The sequence below is a fragment of the Blastococcus sp. SYSU DS0753 genome (assembly GCF_054051175.1).
The window spans coordinates 153,174-172,654 of the sequence record NZ_JBJHAT010000007.1 but is presented as its reverse complement, the minus strand read 5'-3'; the positions used below and the strand labels follow the sequence as shown (position 1 = coordinate 172,654).

The 19,481-nt window shown below is 75.2% G+C and carries 15 protein-coding genes; 6 read left to right on the top strand and 9 right to left on the bottom strand.

Annotated elements, in window-relative coordinates; genetic code table 11:
- Nucleotides 1-133 precede the first annotated feature (133 nt).
- The 4 genes from ACI799_RS08830 to ACI799_RS08815 form a co-directional block, all read right to left on the bottom strand.
- Nucleotides 134-2,662, bottom strand: a complete 2,529-nt coding sequence (locus ACI799_RS08830) for an FtsX-like permease family protein (protein WP_456612900.1) — start codon at nt 2,660-2,662, stop codon at nt 134-136.
- Nucleotides 2,663-2,668: 6 nt separating this feature from the next.
- The gene (locus ACI799_RS08825) at nt 2,669-3,454 is read right to left on the bottom strand and encodes an ABC transporter ATP-binding protein (protein ID WP_456612899.1); all 786 of its coding nucleotides are present in this window, start codon (nt 3,452-3,454) and stop codon (nt 2,669-2,671) included.
- A 291-nt stretch (nt 3,455-3,745) separates the two neighbouring features.
- A complete protein-coding gene (locus ACI799_RS08820) occupies nt 3,746-3,979 on the bottom strand; it encodes a heavy-metal-associated domain-containing protein (protein ID WP_456598879.1) in 234 nt (77 codons plus the stop codon).
- A gap of 108 nt (nt 3,980-4,087) precedes the next feature.
- Nucleotides 4,088-5,587, bottom strand: coding sequence for an MFS transporter (locus ACI799_RS08815; RefSeq protein ID WP_456612898.1), 1,500 nt, complete (start codon nt 5,585-5,587; stop codon nt 4,088-4,090).
- Nucleotides 5,588-5,715: 128 nt separating this feature from the next.
- On the opposite strand from ACI799_RS08815, the gene ACI799_RS08810 reads away from it, so the two are divergent.
- From ACI799_RS08810 to ACI799_RS08790, 5 genes are all read left to right on the top strand, one after another.
- Nucleotides 5,716-8,430, top strand: coding sequence for an AAA family ATPase (locus ACI799_RS08810; protein ID WP_456612897.1), 2,715 nt, complete (start codon nt 5,716-5,718; stop codon nt 8,428-8,430).
- Between the two features lie 343 nt (nt 8,431-8,773).
- On the top strand, nt 8,774-10,393 hold the full coding sequence (locus tag ACI799_RS08805; protein WP_456612896.1) for a molybdopterin-dependent oxidoreductase: 1,620 nt from the start codon (nt 8,774-8,776) through the stop codon (nt 10,391-10,393).
- A 174-nt stretch (nt 10,394-10,567) separates the two neighbouring features.
- Nucleotides 10,568-11,161 (top strand): HhH-GPD-type base excision DNA repair protein, encoded by a 594-nt coding sequence (locus tag ACI799_RS08800; RefSeq protein ID WP_456612895.1) that lies wholly within the window; start codon nt 10,568-10,570, stop codon nt 11,159-11,161.
- Nucleotides 11,162-11,261: 100 nt separating this feature from the next.
- Entirely contained in the window at nt 11,262-11,606 is a 345-nt protein-coding gene (locus ACI799_RS08795; protein ID WP_456587746.1) for a DUF3099 domain-containing protein, read from the top strand.
- 251 nt (nt 11,607-11,857) lie between these two features.
- The gene (locus ACI799_RS08790; protein WP_456587747.1) at nt 11,858-12,088 is read left to right on the top strand and encodes a DUF3039 domain-containing protein; all 231 of its coding nucleotides are present in this window, start codon (nt 11,858-11,860) and stop codon (nt 12,086-12,088) included.
- A gap of 2 nt (nt 12,089-12,090) precedes the next feature.
- On the opposite strand, the gene ACI799_RS08785 is transcribed toward ACI799_RS08790, so the two are convergent.
- From ACI799_RS08785 to ppgK, 5 genes are all read right to left on the bottom strand, one after another.
- A complete protein-coding gene (locus tag ACI799_RS08785) occupies nt 12,091-13,152 on the bottom strand; it encodes a YihY/virulence factor BrkB family protein (protein ID WP_456587748.1) in 1,062 nt (353 codons plus the stop codon).
- A gap of 83 nt (nt 13,153-13,235) precedes the next feature.
- Nucleotides 13,236-15,434 carry a VanW family protein gene (locus ACI799_RS08780; RefSeq protein ID WP_456612894.1) on the bottom strand — a complete coding sequence of 733 codons (2,199 nt, stop codon included), beginning with the start codon at nt 15,432-15,434 and terminating at the stop codon, nt 13,236-13,238.
- A gap of 142 nt (nt 15,435-15,576) precedes the next feature.
- Complete coding sequence (locus tag ACI799_RS08775; protein ID WP_091930645.1) at nt 15,577-15,801, bottom strand: DUF7455 domain-containing protein; 225 nt, start codon at nt 15,799-15,801, stop codon at nt 15,577-15,579.
- A gap of 378 nt (nt 15,802-16,179) precedes the next feature.
- Nucleotides 16,180-17,523 (bottom strand): RNA polymerase sigma factor, encoded by a 1,344-nt coding sequence (locus ACI799_RS08770; RefSeq protein WP_456587750.1) that lies wholly within the window; start codon nt 17,521-17,523, stop codon nt 16,180-16,182.
- Nucleotides 17,524-17,803: 280 nt separating this feature from the next.
- Nucleotides 17,804-18,547 (bottom strand): polyphosphate--glucose phosphotransferase, encoded by a 744-nt coding sequence (gene ppgK, locus ACI799_RS08765; protein ID WP_456587751.1) that lies wholly within the window; start codon nt 18,545-18,547, stop codon nt 17,804-17,806.
- 97 nt (nt 18,548-18,644) lie between these two features.
- Here ppgK and ACI799_RS08760 point away from each other — a divergent pair, with 97 nt between their 5' ends.
- Entirely contained in the window at nt 18,645-19,475 is an 831-nt protein-coding gene (locus ACI799_RS08760; RefSeq protein WP_456612893.1) for an inositol monophosphatase family protein, read from the top strand.
- Nucleotides 19,476-19,481 lie beyond the last annotated feature (6 nt).

Sequence of the window (19,481 nt, the reverse complement as noted above, 5' to 3'; positions counted from 1 at the left end):
GGGGGGGGGGGGGGGGGGGGGGGGGGGGGGTGGGGGGGGGGGGGGGGGGTTGGGGGGGGGGGGGGGGGGGGTGGGGGGGCGGGGGGCGGGGCCCGGCGCGGGGGCCCGTGGAGCCGGGCCCGGCTCCCGGTGGTCAGCGGGTGGCGATGGCGGTGAGCACGTCGAGCCTCGCGGCCCTGCGGGCGGGCAGCAGACCGGCGGCCAGGCCGGCGAGCACCGCCGCGGCGGTGACGGCGAGCAGCCTGACCACGGGGACCTCCATGACGAACGGGTTGTCCCCGGACAACCCGGCCAGGGTGGCCGCGGCCAGACCGAGACCCAGACCGACGCCCACGACCGCGGCGACGGCGGCGATCAGCGCCGCCTCGGCGCGGACCATGCCGGCCAGCTGCCCGCGGGTCATGCCGACCGCGCGCAACAGGCCGATCTCGCGGGTCCGCTCGACGATGGACAGCGCCAGGGTGTTGGTGATGCCCAGCAGCGCGATCAGCACGGCGAACCCGAGCAGCACGGTGATCAGACCGAGCACCTGGTCCACGGCGGCGGCCCGACCGGCCGCGGCCTCGGCCTGGTCGAGCACCTCGGCGTTGGGGAAGTCGGCGACCGCTGTGCGCAGCGCCGTCCGCGCGTGGGCCGGGTCCGTGCCGTCGGCGAGGGCGACGTAGACGGTGGCGTCGACGTTCTCGCTGAAGTGGGCGGCGTAGGTGTCCAGGGAGATGACGTAGCTGGTGGACAGCGCGCGGGCGGAGTCGTCGGCCATCAGCCCGACCACCCGCAGCCGCTGGTCACCATCGCGCGGGAGGGTCAGCGCGAGAGTGTCGCCGACGGACAGGCCGCGCTCGGCAGCAACGCTGTCGGCGAGCACTATGCCGCCGTCGGTGAGGGCGGCCAGGTCGCCGGCGGTCATGTCGATGTCGGCGACACGGGGCAGGGTGGCCGGGTCGACCGCGGTGAGCGCGCTGGTCGTGCCGGCATCGAGCCAGTGGCCGTAGCGGACCGCGGAGACGGTGGCGACCTCGGGCAGGGCGGCGACGCGGGCGGCGATCTGCGGGGACAGTCCGCCGAGCATCTCGTCGCGGCTGCTCTGCACCAGCAGGTCGGCGGTGATCGCCTCACCGGTGGTCGCTCCGATGGCCTTCACCGAGCTGCCGAGCACCGTGACGAAGCCGATCAGCGCCAGGCTCAGCGCCAGGGCCATCGCGGTGGCTGCGGTACGCCGCGGGTTGCGCACCACGGACTCCCGGGCCAGCTGGCCGGGCACGCCGAGGCCGGTGAGCGGCCGGCCGACCGCGAGCGCGAGCCGCGGCGTCAGCACGGGGCTCAGCACGATCAGGCCGAACAGCAGCAGCACCGCGCCCAGCGCGACGCCGGCGATGTCGCGCAGCAGCGCGGCGGCAAGCAGGCCCGCCAGGCTGAGTGCGGAGGCCGCCCAGCCGGCGATCAGCCGGCCGCGTCGGGGGGCCGTCGGCACGGGGTCGGAGCTACGCATGGCCTCCACCGGTGCGGTGCGGGCAGCCCGTCGGGCCGGACCCAGCACGGCCATCAGCGTGATCACCGTGCCGGCGGCCAGCCCGACGACGATCGTGCGGGCGGTGACGGTCAGCGGGCCGTCGGGCAGCGCCAATCCGACGCCGGAGGCCAGCCCCCGCAGGGCGTAGGCGGCGCCGACTCCGGCGGCGGTGCCGCCCGCGGCGCCGGTGACGCCGACCAGCAGCGCCTCACCGAGCACGGAGGCGAACACCTGCCGGCCGGTGCCTCCGGCGGCACGGAGCAGCGCCAGCTCCCCGGCGCGCTGGGTGAGCACGATGCCGAAGGTGTTGGCGATCAGGAACCCGCCGACGACGAGACCGGCGGCGGCCAGCGCCAGCAGCACGATGCGCAGGTAGTCGATGCTCTCCTTGGCGGCGTCGGCGCTGGCGGCGGCGGCGTCCTGGGCGTTGGCCACGGCGTAGTCCTCGCCGAGGGCGGAGGCCAGATCGCCGCGCAGATCGGTCACGGCGACGTCGTCGGCGGCGAGCACGTCGAGCGAGGTGACTCCGGCGCCGAGGTCGAGCAGCGCCTGCGCGGTGGGCAGGTCGACCAGCGCCACCGTGCTGTTGGCCAAGCCGTCGCCGTCCCCGACGCCGGTCAGGCCGACCACGCGCAGCTGCCGGCTGGCGGTCGCCGACACGGTGACGGTGTCGCCGAGAGCGATGCCGTGCTCGGCGGCGGTCGCCGAGTCGAGCACCACCTCCCCGTCACCGGCCGGGGCGCGGCCGGCCCGCAGGCTGTAGGCGGTGAACGGGGCCTCGGCCCAGGAGGCGAGGATGGTCGGCCCCGCCAGTCCCACGGACTGCCCGTCGACCTGCAGCTGCCCTGGACCCGAGACCACCGCCCGGACCCGGTCGACACCGGGGGTGGCAGCGATGCGGTCGGCGAGGCCGACCGGTAGCGGGTCGCGCTGCACCTCGACCCCCATCGCGGCGTCGAAGGCGGCCGCACCCCGGACGGTGAGGTCGACGCCGGCGGCGGTGGCGCGGAACTGCTCGTCGAGCAGTCGACTGCTCGTGTCGGTGAGCACGAGGCTGCCGGCGGCGAACGCGACACCGAGCGCGACGGCCAGCCAGGTCAGCGCGAGCCGGGACCGGTGCGCGAGCGCGTTGGCGAAAGCCAGACGGAACATCTCGGCTCACACCCCCGCTCGCGTGTCGAGGCCGGCCATGCGGGCGAGCACCGTCTCGGCGGTGGGGTCGGGCAGCTCGTCGACGATGCGGCCGTCGGCGAGGAAGACGACGCGGTCGGCGGAGGCGGCCGCGACCGGATCGTGGGTGACCATGACGATCGTCTGGCCCAGCGTGCGGGTGGCGTTGCGCAGGAAGGACAGCAGCGCGGCGCCGGCGCGGGAGTCGAGGTTGCCGGTCGGCTCGTCGGCGAAGACCAGCTCTGGGCGGGCGATCAGCGCCCGGCCGACGGCGACGCGCTGCTGCTGCCCCCCGGACAGCTGCGCCGGGCGGTGGTCGAGCCGGTCACCCAAGCCCAGCATCGCCACCAGCTCCTCCTGCCACGCCGGGTCGGGGCGCTTGCCGGCGAGCGTGAGCGGCAAGCTGATGTTCTCGGCGGCGGTCAGCGCCGGGATGAGGTTGAAGGCCTGGAAGACGAAGCCGATCCGCTCGCGACGCAGCAGGGTGCGGTCGCGCTCGGACAGGGTGGTCAGGTCGGTGTCGCCGAGGAGGAGCCGGCCGGAGTCGACGGCGTCGAGGCCGGCGAGGGCGTGCACGAGGGTCGACTTGCCCGACCCGGAGGGACCCATGACGGCGGTGAACTCACCGGCGGGGATCGCGACCGAGGCGCCGTCCAGGGCTCGGACGGTGGCCTCGCCGCGGCCGTAGGTCTTGACCAGGTCGATGGCGCGGGCGGCGATCGGCGGCTCGTCTTCCGTCGTCGCGGCGGCCGGGACGGCGGAGGAGCGGGTCATGGTCTCTCCTGCAGAGGCGGGCCGAGGGCGCGGTGGGAGAAGAGGGCGGGCGGGCATGGCGTCTCCAGGGGGCGTGTGAGGCGGGTGGTCAGCGGGTGCGGCGGCGCAGGGAGCGGGCCACGGCCGCCCGCGCGAGCTGGTGGGTGCGGGCGTCGTGGAGCAGTTCGGCCTGGCGGGCGTGGAAGAGCTCCTCGTGGAGCAGGTTCACGGCGGGTGTCCCTTCGTGCGGGCGGTGCAGGGAGTGGGGGAGCGCCCGCGGCGGAAGCATCGCGGGCTTCCGCCGCCGGGCGGTCAGGGCAGGACGCGGTAGCCGGCCGCCTCGATCGCGGCGGCGATGTCGGCGCGGTCTACCGGCCGGGTGGCGGTGACGGTGGCCATGCCGCTGGCCAGGTCGACGGTGACGGTCTCGACGCCGTCGACGGCGGCGATCCGCTCGGTGACCGCCTGGCGGCAGTGCGCGCAGGTCATCCCGGTGACGCGGAAGGTGGTGGCGCCGATGAAGGTGCGCGGGGTGCCGGACAGCATGGGGAGCTCCTGGTGCGTGGGTGCGGCGTCGGTCGGGAGGAGCCTCGACGCCGGGGTGGGTGCCTCTCACCGGGGAAATCGCCGGGATCTGTGCTGGGATCGGCCGGGTCAGTGCCCGTGCCCGTGCCCGTGCCCGTGCCCGGCGGTGCCGGCCGGGGGCTTGCCGCCGGGAACGGCGAGTGCGGTGAGCACGAACAGCGCGGCGAGGACGGCGGCGGTGACGGCGAACGCCCGGCCGTAGCCGTCGATGAGCCCGGCGGAGGTGGCGAGGTTGCCGGCGACGGCGGTGAGCGCGGCGACGCCGAGGGCGGCGCCGATCTCGTGGCCGGTCATCATCAGCCCCGAGGCCAGCCCGGAGCGCTCGGCGGGCACGTCGCTCATCGCGGCGACGGCGATGGCCACGAACATCGGGCCGACACCGGCACCGACGAGCAGGAAGCCGGGCAGCACGTGGGCGGCGTAGGAGGTGCCGCCGGCGCTCGTGGCCAGCAGCAGCACGCCGGCGGCCAGCGCGACCAACCCGCCGAGGATGAGGGTGCGGGCGCCGAGGTGGCCGATGACCTTCGACGCAGCGGCGGCGGCGAGGGTGATCGCGGCGGCCAGCGGCAGGAACTGCAAGCCGGCCACGACCGGCGTCGAGCCCACGATGGCCTGCAGGTACAGCGAGGTCAGGAAGATCGCGCCGACCACCACACCGGTGACACCGGCCATCACCGCCGAGGCCGGGACCAGCGACCGCATCCGCCAGGTGGCCGGCGGGATGAGCGGATCGGCGGCGCGCCGCTCGAGCCGGGCGAACGTCGTGAGCAGGGCGGCGGCGGCGACCAGCGCGAGCCAGGTGCGCGGCGCGGCCCAGCCGGCCGAGCGGGTGGCCTCGATGCCGAACACCAGGGCCAGCAGCCCGCCGACCAGGGTGAGCGCACCGGGCACGTCGAGGCGGCGCAGCGCACCGGTCCTCGCGTTGCCGCGGGTCACGGTGCGCAGGGTGCCGAGCACGACGGCGATGCCGATCGGCACGTTGATGAAGAAGACCGCCCGCCAGCCCAGCGCGCTGGTCAGCGCCCCGCCGAAGAGCACGCCGGCGGCGATGCCGAGGCTGCCGACGGTGCCCCACACCGCGAGCGCGGTCTGCCGCTGCTTTCCGGCGTAGGCGGTCATGATGATCGACAAGGCGGCCGGGGTGAGCAGTGCCGCACCGGCACCCTGCGCCGCCCGGGCTCCGATGAGCGTGAGCGGGGTCTGCGCCAGACCGCTGACCAGCGACGCGGCGGTGAACAGGGCGATACCGGCGAGGGCCGCGCGGCGCCGGTCGAGCAGGTCGGCGATCCGGCCGCCGAGCAGCAGCAGCCCGCCCGACAGCAGCACGTAGGCGCTGATCGTCCACTGGTAGTCCGCGGCCGACAGGCGCAGGGACTCGCTGATGGACGGCAGGGCGACGTTCACCACCGACACGTCCAGGATGACCATGAACTGGGCGGCGATCATCAGCGCGAAGACCGTCCACGGCCGGCGCGGCTCGTCCGCGGCAGGTGCCGCGTGACCGTGGCCGCAGGCGTGCGGGTGCTGGTGAGCGGGCGCCGCCGGTTCGATGGTGGGGTGGGCCGACATGGCTCCTCCTCGAGGTGGGTCTGCGGGTCTGGCTGCCACGCTCGCCGCCGTCGAGGGCCCTCACGCCGGGAAAACCACCGGGATCGCGATCACGGGACCTGTCCGCTGCGGTCGGTACGGTCCCGTTCGTGCTGGCCGGACGGGATGCCGAACGCGCGGCGATCGCTGCGCTGCTCGGCGCCGCCCGCGCCGGGGCCGGCGGATCCCTGGTGATCCGCGGCGTGGCCGGGTCGGGCAAGTCGACGCTGCTGGCCGACGCGGTCAGCGCTGCGGCCGGCATGCAAGTGCTGCGCACGTCGGGGGTGGAATCGGAGTCGCCGCTGGCGTTCGCCGCGTTGCAGCGGCTGCTGTGGCCGCTGCGCGCCCGCCTGGACGCGCTACCGGCGCGGCAGGCCGCCGCGCTGGGCGCGGCACTGGGCGAGGCCGACGGCGAGGGCGATCGGTTCCTGGCGTTCCTGGGAACGCTGAGCCTGCTCGCCGACGCCGCCGAGGAGGCCCCGGTGCTGGTCGTGGTCGACGATGCGCACTGGCTCGATGACGCCTCGGCCGCGGCGCTGCTGTTCGTCGCTCGCCGGTTGCAGGCCGAGCGCGTCGCGCTGCTGTTCGCCGCCCGCGAGGGCGAGGGCTACGGCTTCGAGGCGCCCGATCTCCCCACCGCTGTGCTCGGTGGCGTGAGCGGTGCCGACGCCGAGGAGCTGCTGACCGCCCAGGGCAACGGTGAGGTCGACCCGGCGGTGCGCGACCGGCTGGTGACCGCGACCGGTGGCAACCCGCTCGCGCTCGGTGAGCTCGCCGCCGCGCTGACCGGTGACCAGCTGGCCGGGCGGGCGCCGCTGCCGACCCCGCTTCCGTTGACCGGCGGGGTCGAGCGCGGGTTCCTCGACCGGGTCCGTCGCCTGAGCGCGCCGGCCCAGCGGCTGCTGCTCCTGGTCGCAGCCGACGACACGGGCCGGCTGACCGTGGTCCGCGACGCCGCCTCGCGTCTCGACATCGCCGACGACGCCCTGGACGAGGCGGAGGGGATCGGGCTGCTCCGCGTCGACGGCGACACCCTGGCGCTGTACCACCCGCTGGTCCGCTCGGCGGTGTACCGGGCGGCCACCAGCGCGCAGCGCCGCGCTGCCCACCGAGCGCTGGCCGACGTCCTCGGCGCCGACCCCGACAGGCGCGCCTGGCACCTGGCCGCGGCGGCCGATCGGCCCGACGAGACGGTGGTCGGCGCGCTCGACGGCGTCGCCGAGCGCGCCGCCGCCCGCGGAGGACACGAGGCCGCCTCCGCCGCCTGGGCCCGCGCGGCCGAACTGACCGTCGACAGCGCCGCCCGCGGCCGGCGGCTGTTCTCCGCTGCCTCCTCGGCCTGGCTCGGCGCCCATCCGTCGCACGCCGCCGGGCTGGCGGCCGCCGCCGCGGCCGACCTCACCCACCCGGTGCAGCGCGCACGGCTGCTGCTGCTGCAGGGCCAGATCGAGTGGAACACCCACTCCCTCGACGACGGCTACGACCTCGTCCTGGAGGCCGCCACCCTCGCCGCCACAGCGGACGAGGCGATCGCGCGGCCGCTGGCGATGCTCGCCGCGGCGCTGTCGGCGTTCGGGGCGCGCTCCCCGCGCCCGGTCGACCCCGCCACGCTGGTCGGCCAACCTCCCGCCGACGCACCGGCCACCGGCCGGGCGGCCTGGGAGCTGCTGCAGGGGTTCGCCGCCGTCGGCCGGCGGGACTGGGCGCACGCCGCGGCCGCGTTCCGGCGCGCGTTCGACCTGACCGACGCCGAGCCGCTCGACGGCGACCACGTGCTGCAGCCCAACCTCGGCATCGCCGCCTGGCTCATCGACGACGACGAGCGCAGCCTGCGGCTGCACGCCGAGCAGCTGACCGCCGCCCGCCGCGCCGGCGCGCTCAACATGGTCGAGCACGCCCTCACCCGCGGGTTCCCCGCGCAGCTGGCGACCGGGGCGTGGACGAGAGCGGCCGCAGCCGCCGCCGAGGCGCTGCCGCTGACCGCGAGCACCGGCTCCACTGGGCTGACCGCCCTGCCCACCGCGCAGCTGGCGGTGATCGCGGCCCTGCGCGGGGACGATGCCGCCAGCCGTCACCTCGCCGACGTCGCCGCGGTCCGCGCGGCGCACCCGGTCGGAATCACCGACAGCCTCGTCACCGACCTGGCGCACTGGGCGCAGGCGCTGCGCGGCGCCGACCGGCCCGCGCCCGCGCTGCACCACCTGGAGCAGCTGCAGAACCCGATGCTGCGCCGCATGGCCGCCCTGGACGTCTTCGACATCGCCGTCCGCGCCGGCCGGACCGACGTCGTGCGCACGTGGCTGGCCGAGGTCGAGCAGTTCGCCGCGGCCACCGGCATCGCCTCGGCGGTCGCCGTCACCGAGCACGGCCGCGCGCTGCTCGCCGACGGCCCGGACGCCGAGAAGCACTTCCTGGCCGGCCTCGATGCGCACGCCGCCTCACCGCGGCTGCCCGACCGGGCCCGCACCCAGCTTGCCTTCGGTGAGCACCTGCGGCGCACCCGGCGGCGGGTCGACGCCCGCGAGCACCTGCGGGCCGCGCTCACCGTCTTCGAGGAGCTCGGCGCCGCGCCCTACGCCGAACGGGCCGCCCAGGAGCTGCGCGCCTCCGGGGAAACCGCCCGCCGCCGCGACGTCACCACCACCACCGAACTGACCGCGCAGGAGCGCCAGGTCGCCGCACTCGTCCGGCAGGGCCTGTCGAATCGGGACGTCGCGGCGCGGCTGTTCGTGTCCCCCCGCACCGTCGACTTCCACCTGCGCAACGTGTTCAGCAAGCTCGGCGTGGCCTCCCGGGCGGAGCTCACCGCTCTTCCGGTCGACTAGCCGCAGGGCTCGGGCCTGCTCCGGCGCCGTGCGGGCGTCCGGAACCGACCTGGAGGTTCTCCCCGGGTGCCCGGACCGGCCGGCGCGACGTTCCCGGCCGGCACGTTCCCGGCCTGCCCTGGCAGACCTGCCGCGGCTCCGCTCTGCTCGCCTCCTCGGCGCTCACGCCCGGGCGCTGGCCGCCCGGCTCATCGCGGACGCCGCCGGGCCGCAGCAGCCCACCGGCCCGGCCCCGGCAATCCCGGCGGTTCTCCCGGCGTGACGCCGGCGGTCCGTTCCTAGCGTCGGCCTCAGCCCACCGAGCCACTGATCCGCGACCGACCGCGCACCCGAGGAGCCCTGGATGGCCCACCACCCCACCCCTGCTGCACGTCCCGCGCGGACCGGCCTGCTCGCCGGGCTGCTCGCCGCCGCGGCCGGTGAGATCGCCGCCTCCGCCACGCGCCGTGGCCGCTCACCGTCCTCCGGCCTGGCCCGCGGCCTGGTCGACGCCGCCCCCGCGATGCTCGTCGACGGCGGCGTCGCCCTCGTCGGCCGGGCCGACAAGCCCGGCCTGGCCGTGCTCGCGGCCGGTGCCAGCGGCCTCGCCGCCGCCGCTGGCGGCACCGTGGTCGGCCGTCGCCCGCTGCTCGGTGCCGCCGTGGCCGCTGCTCCGCACGCCGTCGGCGGCTACCTCGCGCTGCGCCGCGGCGACGCCTCGGCCCGGGACACCGCAGCCGCCACGGCCGCCGGCATGTTCACCGCCGCGGCCGCGGTCGCGGTCGCCCCGCTGACGGTACCGCCGTCGGCGGTGCTGGCCGCCGCCGCGGCGGCCACGGGCGCGGTCGTCGCCACGGACCGCCGCGCACGTCGCCGTGGCGCCGCCGCGCTGCGCGACCAGGTGGCGTTGCCGACCCCCGTCCGGTCGCTGCCGCCGGTGCCTGCCGCCGACGCGGCACCGCAGCCGGGCGTCGCCCCGCTCCTGGCCGAGCCCGGCGAGCTGGTCGTCATCGACGTCACCGTCCCCGAGCCGCGCACCGACCTCGGCACCTGGCGACTCGAGGTGGACGGCGAGGTGGAGCGGCCGCTGTCCCTGACCCTCCGCGAGCTCCTCGCCCTGCCCCTGGAGGAGCGCGACCTGCTGGTGATCTGCGTGCACAACCCCGTCGGCGGCGACCGGATGGGCTGCGCCCGCTGGACCGGCTTCGGCCTGGCCGACCTGCTCGAGCGGGCCGGCGTGACTGACGACGACGGCTGGCTGGTCGCCGAGGCCGTCGACGGCTACGCCAACGTGCTACCGCTGGCCGTGGCCCGCCGGCACGGCTTCCTCGCCGTCGGGATGGCCGGGCAACCACTGCCCCGCGAGCACGGCAGCCCCGCCCGCCTGCTCGTCTCCGGCCGGCACGGGCAGGACGGCAACCTCAAGTGGTTGCGGCGCCTGACCGTCACCGCGACACCTCCGCCGTCCTACTGGGGCTCGCGCGGCTGGACCGACGGCACCTACCCGGTGCACCCGGCCTCCCGCATCGACGCCCCCGGCCCGCATGCCCACATCCAGCCCGGCGAGGTCACCATCCGCGGCTACGTCTGGGCGCCGCCCATCGGCGTCGATCGCGTGCAGCTGCAGATCGACGGCGGCCCGTGGACCGAGGCCACCCTCGGCGTCGACCTCGGCCCGGACGCCTGGCGGCCATGGGCGGCCCGATGGGCGGCCACGCCCGGTACGCACCGGCTGCGCGTCCGGTGCCGCACGACCACCGGCCAGTGGCAGGAGGAGGAGACCACAACACCCTTCCCGCACGGCGTACGGGGCCTCCACGCCATCACCGTCCACGTCGGCGGCAGTCCCGCCGGCCCGGCGCTGCGCCGGCTGGTCGGCCTGGGCGTCACCCGTACGAGCTGGGCGGTGCGGAGTGTCGCCGCATGGCGTCATCCCGAGCCCAGCGGTCCGGCCGCAGCCCGGCCCGCCGACCCAGCCAGCTGACCACACGCATCGCCACCCCCACCCACACCTCTCACTCCCACCGTTCTGCGCCGATCGCAGGAAGGGTGTTCCGATCAGCGCTCTGTCCCTCACCTCACAGGAACTCGCCATCGAGACGCTGCCCCTTGTCCGGGGGTGATTGCGGCAGGACCGCTCTGCGGCACCATCTCCGACGTGACCACCTTGCGCATCGCCCAGGACGACGCCGCCGACGAGCTGCTGAGCCGAGACCCGCTGGCCCTGCTGATCGGGATGCTGCTGGACCAGCAGTTCCCCATGGAGCGGGCCTTCGGGGCCCCGCGCCTGCTGGCCGACCGGCTCGGCGTGGACAGCCTCTCGGCCGAGCAGCTGGCGGCGATGGACGCCGAGGAGCTCGTGCGGGTGTTCCAGGGACCGCCGGCGTTGCACCGCTACCCCGGTTCGATGGCCGGCCGAGCCCAGGAGGTGTGCCGGACCCTCGTCGAGCGCTACGACGGCCGCGTGGAGGGGCTGTGGGCCGACGCACCCGACGGCGCCACGGTGCTGAGGCGGCTGAACCAGCTGCCGGGCTTCGGGGCGCAGAAGTCGAAGATCTTCCTCGCGCTGCTCGGGAAGCAGTACGACGTCACCCCGCCCGGCTGGCGGGAGGCGGCCGGTGACTACGGCGCCGACGGCTCCCGGCGCTCGGTCGCCGACATCACCGGCCCGGAGACCCTGGCCGAGGTGCGGGCGTTCAAGCAGGAGCAGAAGCGGGCCGCGAAGGCGGCGAAGCAGGTGACGACGGGCTGACCGGGGCCCCTGCACCGGGCCCCGCCCGGTGGCACCATGGGGGTGGTCCGGGGAGCCGGCGGGGCTGATCCCCCGCGGCCACCGGCCAGCGGAGGGAAGGGTGCCCGTGGCCTCGAGCCAGCAGTTCCCGCGGTCGCGCAAGCCGGAGCCGGTGCTGATCACCGAAGCTGCGCCGAGCCTGACCGACCAGCAGGCCGCCCGCAGGCGGCGCTACGTGATCACCATGGCGATCCGCGGTCTGGCGCTGATCCTGGCTGCCGTCTTCTACAAGATCGTCTGGCTGATGATCATCCTGGCGATCCTCGGCACGGTGCTGCCGTGGGTCGCGGTCGTCATGGCCAACGACCGGCCGCCCAAGAGTCGGACCCGCCTCGCCGGGGTGGATGCCCGGCCGGACCGGGTGCTGGAGAACCCCGCCCGGACGGGGCGCGTCATCGAGGGATAGCCGGTGAGGGCGGGCCGGCGCGCTCCGGGCTGACCGACCACCCCGGCCGCGCAGGTCACGACCGCGCCGGTGCGGAGCGCCGCCGCGACGGCGGCGGCCGCCGGGCGTCGGCGCCCTCGGCGGACAGGACCGGGCGGGGAGCGGTGCTCGCGCCCGGCACCCTGTCAGAATGGTCGCCGGGTGCGCCGAGCACCGCGGCGATCCCGGCCGCGCGGCCGTCGCACGACTGCACCGTCGAACAGGGAGACCGCATGAGCAGCAGCGACATCCTCGAGCGGCCGGACGTCCGCGACTCCGACACCGGCAACGCCAACGAGGTCTTCCACTACGTCAAGAAGAACAAGATCGCCGAGAGCGCCGTCATGGGCACCATGGTCGAGGCGCTGTGCGGCGAGGTCTTCCCGGTGACCAAGAGCCCCAAGCCCGGTAGCCCCGTGTGCCCGGCGTGCAAGGAGGTCTACCAGCAGCTCCGCAAGGAGTAGCGCTACCGCAGGCCGAGCCGGCGGGCCTCCTCGTCGAGCTTGGCCTGCCGCCGCTCCCGGCGGCGGCGCTCGTGCCGGCGCAGCGGCGCCGGCCAGCGGGCCTGGATGGTGGCGTTGAGCTCCGCACCCAGGAGCACCGCCATGCCGAAGAAGAAGCAGAACAGCAGGGCGCCGATCGGTGCCGCCAGCGCTCCGTAGGGCAGGGCGGTGGTGAGGAAGCTGCCGACGTAGGCGCGCAGCAGCAGCGCGGCCACCAGGAAGAACCCGAGGCTGAGCAGCGCGCCGGGCAGGTGCCGACGCCACGGCAGCCGGTTCGGCAGGGTCACGTGGAAGAAGCTGGTGAGCGCCAGCAGCAGGCCGATCACCACGAGCGGCCAGTACACGGCGTTGATCAGCATGTCGGTGGTGCTCCGCCAGTCGGCCGGGACGAGGCCGACCAGCGTGCCGCGGCCGAGCACCAGGAGCGGGAGCGTCAGCACCGCGAGGAGAAGCCCGACGACGAACAGCCACAGCGCCTTCAGCCGGGTGCGGATCGGGCCACGCACGTCGCGCTGGTCGTAGGCGATGACGATGGTGTTCATGAAGGTCGCGGTCGCCGAGGACCCCGCCCACAGCGAGACCAGGAAGCCGACGCTGACCACCTCCAGCCGGCCCGAGCCCAGGATGTCGGCCAGCGTGGGGCGTACCAGGTCGTCGACGACGTCGTCGGTCAGCACCTCGGAGGAGGCGTTCAGCAGTTGTTCCTCGATCATCGTGACCGCGTCGTCGCCGATGAGGGAGCCCAGGTAGCCCAGCGAGCCGAGCAACCCGATGAGCAGCGGCGGTACCGACAGGATCTGCCAGAACGCCGCCTCGGCCGACAGGCCGATGATGCGGTCCTGCCAGGCCTTGGCCAGCGTGCGCCCGAGCACCTGCAGCGGCACCCGCAGCGGGGTCGGCCACCGGCGCAGCCGGGAGGGCGGTGGCACATCGGCCCGGGTTGCGCCGGAGGCGCCGGGAACGGGGGGCTCCGGCTCGTCCGCGCCGGCCCGGGCGGGCGAGCCGCTGGGGAGGACGGCGCTCACCTGCACAGTGTGCACGCCGCGCCAGCGGGGACCGGCGGGACTCCCGGCGCCGGCGCCCCGCGGAACGCCTCGGGCGGCCGGCGTCAGGCCGCCCGCGGACGCGGCGGGCGCCGGCCTCCGGGCGCGGGCGGGCCGCCCGGTGCGGTGCCCTCGGGGCCCGGCGGGGCCGGCTCCTCGGCGGGGACGCAGTTGATCACGGGTTCGGCGGCGTAGCGCGTGCGGAAGGGTTCCCGCTTGATCTCCGCACCCGTGTCCAGGTCGCGGAAGACGCGGGTCACCGTGATGTCGAACCCGGTCGAGCCGGACTGGGGCTCGCAGGTGGGGCTGTCCGGCTTGTTCTGCACGACCGGCTGGCGGATGTTGTAGCGCTCGCTGCTGATCGACTCGATCTCGTAGCGCGGGGTCCCGTAGAAGGTGACGGTGATGGTCCCCGGCGTCCAGGCGGTGTCGATGTAGACGCCCGTGTCCCCGTCGTTGCGCCACTTGAGGTCGATCGAGTCGTAGTAGACCGTCGCCTCGCGGCCGGCCGGGTAGCGGCTGATGTAGTAGCTGTGCGGCTTGTGGAAGACGTCCTCGAGACCGGCGAAGAAGACGGCGTTGAACATCGTCGTGGCGAACTGGCTGATGCCGCCGCCCACGGCGGTGGTGAACTCGCCGTTGTTGATGACGCCGGCCTCGACGTAGCCCTGCGCCAGACCGCGGGGTCCGGTGAAGCCGTTCAGGCTGAACGTCTCCCCGGGCATGACGATCGCGCCGTCGACCTCTTCGGCCACCACCCGGATGTTCGTCCCGCTGGCCGGGTTGCCGATGTTGGTGGTGAAGCTGGAGATCTCCTCCCGGATGCCGAGGGCCTCGGCCTCCTCGGTGGTGAAGTCCGCGGGGACAGGGCCCAGTTCGGCGGTGACGGTCCGGGGCGCGTCCTCGGTCAGCACCGGCAGCAGCTGCTCGGCCAGCCGAGCCGGCGCGATACCGGTGCCGTCGACCGACGGGACGACGCGCACCGAGCCGCCGGAGACGTCGAAGGTGGCGTCCTGCGCCGGGGCGCCGAAGACCGACAGCTCGTCGTCGAGCGCCGCCTGCAGCGACCCGGGGTCCAGCTCGACGGCGAGCTCGCCGTCGTCCTCGGGGGTGAAGGCGAGCGCGTCGGCGATCGCCGTCACCGGTACCTCGGCCGAGGTGGTGCCGTCCTGGCTCACGACCTGGACGGGGGCGGAGAGCGCGGGGGTGACCGTCTCCTCGAGGACGCGGCGGGCCTCCTCGGCGTCGACCCGGACGGGGGTCTCTTCCACGGGCAGCTCGATCGGCGTGCCGGGGTCCCCGCCGGAGGCCAGGGCGTCGGTGATCGCGTCGGCGGCGCCCTCCCGGTCGAGGGTCCGGCCGTCCACCGGCTCCACGACCGACGGCGTGGTGCCCTCGATGGCGATCGTGGCGTCCTGCGGAGCCCGGTCGACCTGTGCGGCGATGGCCTCGATCTGTGCGTTCAGCGCCGTCTCCTCGCCGGTGATCACCGGCTCCACCTCGCGGTCGGAGACCAGGGTGACCAGGCGCGTCCAGGGGTTGAGCGGCTGCTCCTCGGCCGCGTCCACGGTCCGGGGGACGTCGAGGGTGATCCCCGCCGTGGCGGGGGAGAGGGTGGCCGTCACGTCGGCGGCGGTGACGGGGTGGTCGGCCACGACCCGGGGGGCGAGCTGCTCCTCCAGCCGCTGGGCCGCCATCGCGGGGGAGAGCCCGCCGACGTCGACACCGGCGACGACGGTGTTCCGCGGCACCTCGCCGGAGGACGCGACCAGGTCGATGCCGTAGAGGGCGGCCAGCGCGGCCAGGACACCGGCGGGGACCAGGGCGGCGCGGCGCCGCCACCAGGGGCCACGAGGGCCGCCGTGGTCCTCCTGTCCCGGCGGCGGGGGACCGGCGGCATCGGCGTCCTGGGTGGCCGGCTCGGGGGGCGCGGCGTCCGTGGCGTCCGTGGCGTCGTGGTCGTCGACGGGAGGGATGACGCCGGTTCGCGCGCTGTCGTCGTCCGCGGCGGGTGCCTCCGCGTCCACCGGTATGCGGCGGGTGCTGGCGGCGTCGTCGTCCACCGGGTCCGACCCGGTGGCGGCGTTCTCCGCGGTGACCGGGGACGCAGCGGGCGTGCCGGGCTGCCAGTCCCGGCCCACCGGACGGGTGTCGTCCGCCCCGGCCTGGTAGGCCGGGACCGAGCCCGTGGGCGGTGGTGGCCCGTCGCCGGCGTCGGGACGCATGCGCACCGTCTCGTCGGATGCGGGGTGGTGCTGGGACATGGGGGTTTCCTCCGGTCGCCGCCGACCGGGGGTCCCCACAGACGACGGAGCCGCCGGCCCGGCGCCCGCACGAGGCGGGACGTCGGACGCGGCGGCGTCGTCGGGTGAGGCGGTCATCGCGGGCGCGACGATAGCGCCTCTCTCACGCAGTTACGCGCTGCTCGCCCTCAGTGTCGATGATGTCGACGGCGATGTCACGCAGCTTGCCCTCGTACTCGCGGGCGTGGTGTCCGCAGAACACGAGGTCGCTGCCGTTGGCGAGCACGACACGGACCTTGGCAAGTGCGCCGCAGCGGTCGCAGTGGAAGGGCACGACCAGGTCGTCGGCGGCGGGGGTCGTCGTCAGCGTCTGGGTCATCTGGGTCATCACTCGCTCTCTACCGCACGGACCCGCGGCTGCGGATCGGCCTCCTGCACAGCGCCAGGATGGCCCCTCGGATTCCCGTTCCCGCCCGGTTCATCCCGGACTCGCCGAATGAGATGAGTCCGTAACACGCCGGGCGTGGGTGGAGCGGGTTCAGCAGGGGACGTCACTGGCTGGGACGGGTGGTGCACGTGCTGGTGATCATCTGCCGGGCCGTCGGGTGACCGGTCCGGCCGTGGGTCCGCTGCTGTTCTGACGGGCCCCACGCTACGCCGTCTACCCGACAGGTGTCGGCGTACACCGCCACCGGCACTCCGTGACCCGTCCGGGTCATGGCGCTGCGCGAGGCCGGCGGCGGCGTCCGGGACCGGTGCCGGCGGCCTAGTCCAGGTAGTCGCGCAGCACCTGGGAGCGGCTGGGGTGGCGCAGCTTCGACATCGTCTTCGACTCGATCTGACGGATCCGCTCACGGGTCACGCCGTAGACCTGGCCGATCTCGTCGAGGGTGCGCGGCTGGCCGTCGGTGAGGCCGAAGCGCAGCCGGACCACGCCGGCCTCCCGCTCGGAGAGGGTCTGCAGCACGCTGGTCAGCTGGTCCTGCATCAGGGTGAAGCTGACCGCGTCGACGGCGACGACGGCCTCGGAGTCCTCGATGAAGTCGCCGAGCTGGCTGTCGCCCTCGTCACCGATGGTCTGGTCGAGGCTGATCGGCTCCCGGGCGTACTGCTGGATCTCCAGCACCTTGTCCGGGGTGATGTCCATCTCCTTGGCCAGCTCCTCCGGGGTGGGCTCGCGGCCCAGGTCCTGGAGCAGCTCGCGCTGGATGCGGCCGAGCTTGTTGATGACCTCGACCATGTGCACCGGGATGCGGATGGTGCGGGCCTGGTCGGCCATGGCGCGGGTGATGGCCTGGCGGATCCACCAGGTGGCGTAGGTGGAGAACTTGTAGCCCTTGGTGTAGTCGAACTTCTCGACCGCGCGGATCAGGCCGAGGTTGCCCTCCTGGATCAGGTCCAGGAACGCCATGCCGCGGCCGGTGTAGCGCTTGGCCAGGGAGACCACGAGGCGGAGGTTGGCCTCCAGCAGGTGGTTCTTGGCGCGCTCGCCGTCGCGGACGATCCAGTTGAGGTCGCGGCGCATCTGCGGGGAGAGCTTCTGGCCCTCCTCCTCGGCCTGGCGCAGCCGCTCGGCGCCGTAGAGGCCGGCCTCGATCCGCTTGGCGAGGTCGACCTCCTCCTCGGCGTTGAGCAGCGCGACCTTGCCGATCTGCTTGAGGTAGGCGCGGACCGAGTCGGCCGAGGCGGTGAGCTCGGCGTCCTTGCGGGCCTGGCGGAGGGCCTCGGACTCCTCCTCCTCGTCCCACTCGAAGTCGGTGCCGCCCTCGGCGGTCTCCTCCTCGGCGGCGACCTCGACACCGTCCTTGCCGGTGACGACCGTCTCGTCGAGCTTGAGGCCCTCGGAGCCGGCGTCGACGACCGCGACCGCGCCGTCCTCGCTGGCCACCGCGGTGAGGACCGTGCCCTCGCCGGCCGCCGTGGACGGGGTGATCGCCGGCTTTGCGCGGCCCTTGGCCGCGGTCGTGGTACCGGCGGCCTTGGCCGGTGCCTTCTTCCGCGCAGCGGCCGGCTCGCCGGCCGGCTTCTTGGCACGGGTACCGGCTGCGGCCGTCCTGGCGCGCGGGGTGCTCGCTGCGGCTGCTTCCGGTGCTGGCTGATCGGCGGGCACTCAGGTTCCTTCCCGTGCTGGGTGCGTTCCCCGGGGGACCGTGTGGCCCGCGGGCAGCGGCTCCGGCCCTGTGCTCGGAGCGGGAGGGGACCCCACGGACCGGCGCGGCGTTTGGCCACGATCGGGTATGGGAATCCCTCCCGGCTGGAGCGCGGCGGGCTGGGGCTCCACCATTGTAACGACGTCGCCGGGTGAAACCAGCGCCTCGCACCCCGGCCCCTCGCTCCGAGGGGGCGGTCGGCTCACCCCGGGAGGGTCACCCGGCGCCGGGGCGCCGCGGTCAGGCCTCGCCGCGCTCGGCCGCAGCCAGGGCGGCCCCGACGATCCCGGCGTCGTTCTGCAGCTCCGCGGGCACCACCGGGGTGCGCGTGGACAGCAGCGGGACCCACTTGTGGGCCTTCTTGCTGACCCCGCCGCCCACGATGATCAGGTCCGGCCAGACGCCGGCCTCCAGGACGTCGAGGTAGCGGTCGACGCGCTGCGCCCACTCGGGGTAGCTGAGCTCCTCCCGCTCCCGGGCGGCCGCGGAGGCGCGCTTCTCGCCGTCCTCGCCGTCGACCTGGATGTGACCGAACTCGGTGTTGGGCACCAGCTTCCCGTCGACGAACAGCGCGCTGCCGATGCCCGTGCCGAACGTGAGCATGAGCACCACCCCGCGCCGGTCGCGGCCGGCGCCGTAGCGCATCTCGGCCAGTCCTGCGGCGTCGGCGTCGTTCAGCGTCTCCACCGGGCCGGGGACGCGCTGGGCGACCCCCGCGGCGAGGTCCGTGCCCAGCCAGGTCTTGTCGACGTTCGCGGCCGTGTGCGCGACGCCCGACTTGAGCACCCCCGGGAAGGTCACCCCCACGCGTCCGGACCACCCGAACGACCCGACGATGCGAGCCACGACGTCGAAGACGGGCTCGGGCAGCGACGGCTGCGGCGTCTCGATGCGCAGCCGCTCCCCGATCAGCCGTCCCTCGTCCAGGTCGACCAGGCACCCCTTGATGCCGCTGCCGCCGATGTCCACCCCGAAGCCCTGCACGCCGACAGGCTAGTGGAAGGCCCCCCTCGCCCCCCGCAGCTCGCATGCTCGCAGCGGGCCCCGACGAGGGGTCCCCTCCCTGCGGCAGGATCGCCGCATGACCTCTGCGCACGCACTTCCTTCCGACCAGCCGGCACCGGGCGCGCTGCTGGAGCTCGCGGTGACGGCCGCACGGGAGGCCGCCGCCCTGGTGGCCCGCGGGCGGGAGTCCGCCGGCGAGCACGTCACCACCAAGTCCAGCCCCGTCGACGTCGTCACGGCGGTGGACACCGCCAGCGAGGAGCTGCTGGTGCGGCGGCTGCTCGCCGCCCGGCCGGCGGACGGGGTGCTGGGGGAGGAGGGGGCCGCACGCGAGGGGACGAGCGGGGTGCGGTGGATCGTCGACCCGATCGACGGCACCGTGAACTTCCTCTACGGCATCCCGGCCTACGCCGTCTCGGTGGCCGCCGAGGTCGACGGGATCGTGCGGGCCGGCGTGGTGCTCAACGTGGCCACCGGGGAGCTGTTCTCGGCGACGTCCGGCGGCGGCGCGTGGCTGGAGTCGCCCGGGCGGCCGCCGCGCCGGCTCACCGTTCCGACGCCGGAGGCGCTGGACCGGACGATGGTCGCGACCGGCTTCGGCTACCGGGTCGAGCAGCGGAGGGCCCAGGGCGCGGTGGTGGCGCAGCTGGTCACGCGCGTGCGGGACATCCGGCGGTTCGGCAGCGCCGCGCTGGACCTCTGCGCCGTGGCAGCCGGCCGGGTGGACGCCTACTACGAGCTCGACCTGAACCCGTGGGACCACGCGGCCGGCGCGCTGGTGGCCGCCGAGGCGGGCGCGGTGGTGACGGGCCTCGACGGCACGCCGGTCGGCGAGCCGATGGTCGTCGCGGTGGCGCCCTCGGTGGCCGAGCCCTTCCTCGCGCTGGTGTCCGAGCTGCACCGCTGACCGGCA

Excerpts from the sequence above, each read along its gene's own strand:
- ACI799_RS08830 (WP_456612900.1), bottom strand. The coding sequence starts at position 2,662 with ATGTTCCGTCTGGCTTTCGCCAACGCGCTCGCGCACCGGTCCCGGCTC.
- ACI799_RS08825 (WP_456612899.1), bottom strand. The coding sequence starts at position 3,454 with ATGACCCGCTCCTCCGCCGTCCCGGCCGCCGCGACGACGGAAGACGAG.
- ACI799_RS08820 (WP_456598879.1), bottom strand. The coding sequence starts at position 3,979 with ATGCTGTCCGGCACCCCGCGCACCTTCATCGGCGCCACCACCTTCCGC.
- ACI799_RS08815 (WP_456612898.1), bottom strand. The coding sequence starts at position 5,587 with ATGTCGGCCCACCCCACCATCGAACCGGCGGCGCCCGCTCACCAGCAC.
- ACI799_RS08805 (WP_456612896.1), top strand. The coding sequence starts at position 8,774 with ATGGCCCACCACCCCACCCCTGCTGCACGTCCCGCGCGGACCGGCCTG.
- ACI799_RS08790 (WP_456587747.1), top strand. The coding sequence starts at position 11,858 with ATGAGCAGCAGCGACATCCTCGAGCGGCCGGACGTCCGCGACTCCGAC.
- ACI799_RS08780 (WP_456612894.1), bottom strand. The coding sequence starts at position 15,434 with ATGTCCCAGCACCACCCCGCATCCGACGAGACGGTGCGCATGCGTCCC.
- ACI799_RS08775 (WP_091930645.1), bottom strand. The coding sequence starts at position 15,801 with ATGACCCAGATGACCCAGACGCTGACGACGACCCCCGCCGCCGACGAC.
- ACI799_RS08760 (WP_456612893.1), top strand. The coding sequence starts at position 18,645 with ATGACCTCTGCGCACGCACTTCCTTCCGACCAGCCGGCACCGGGCGCG.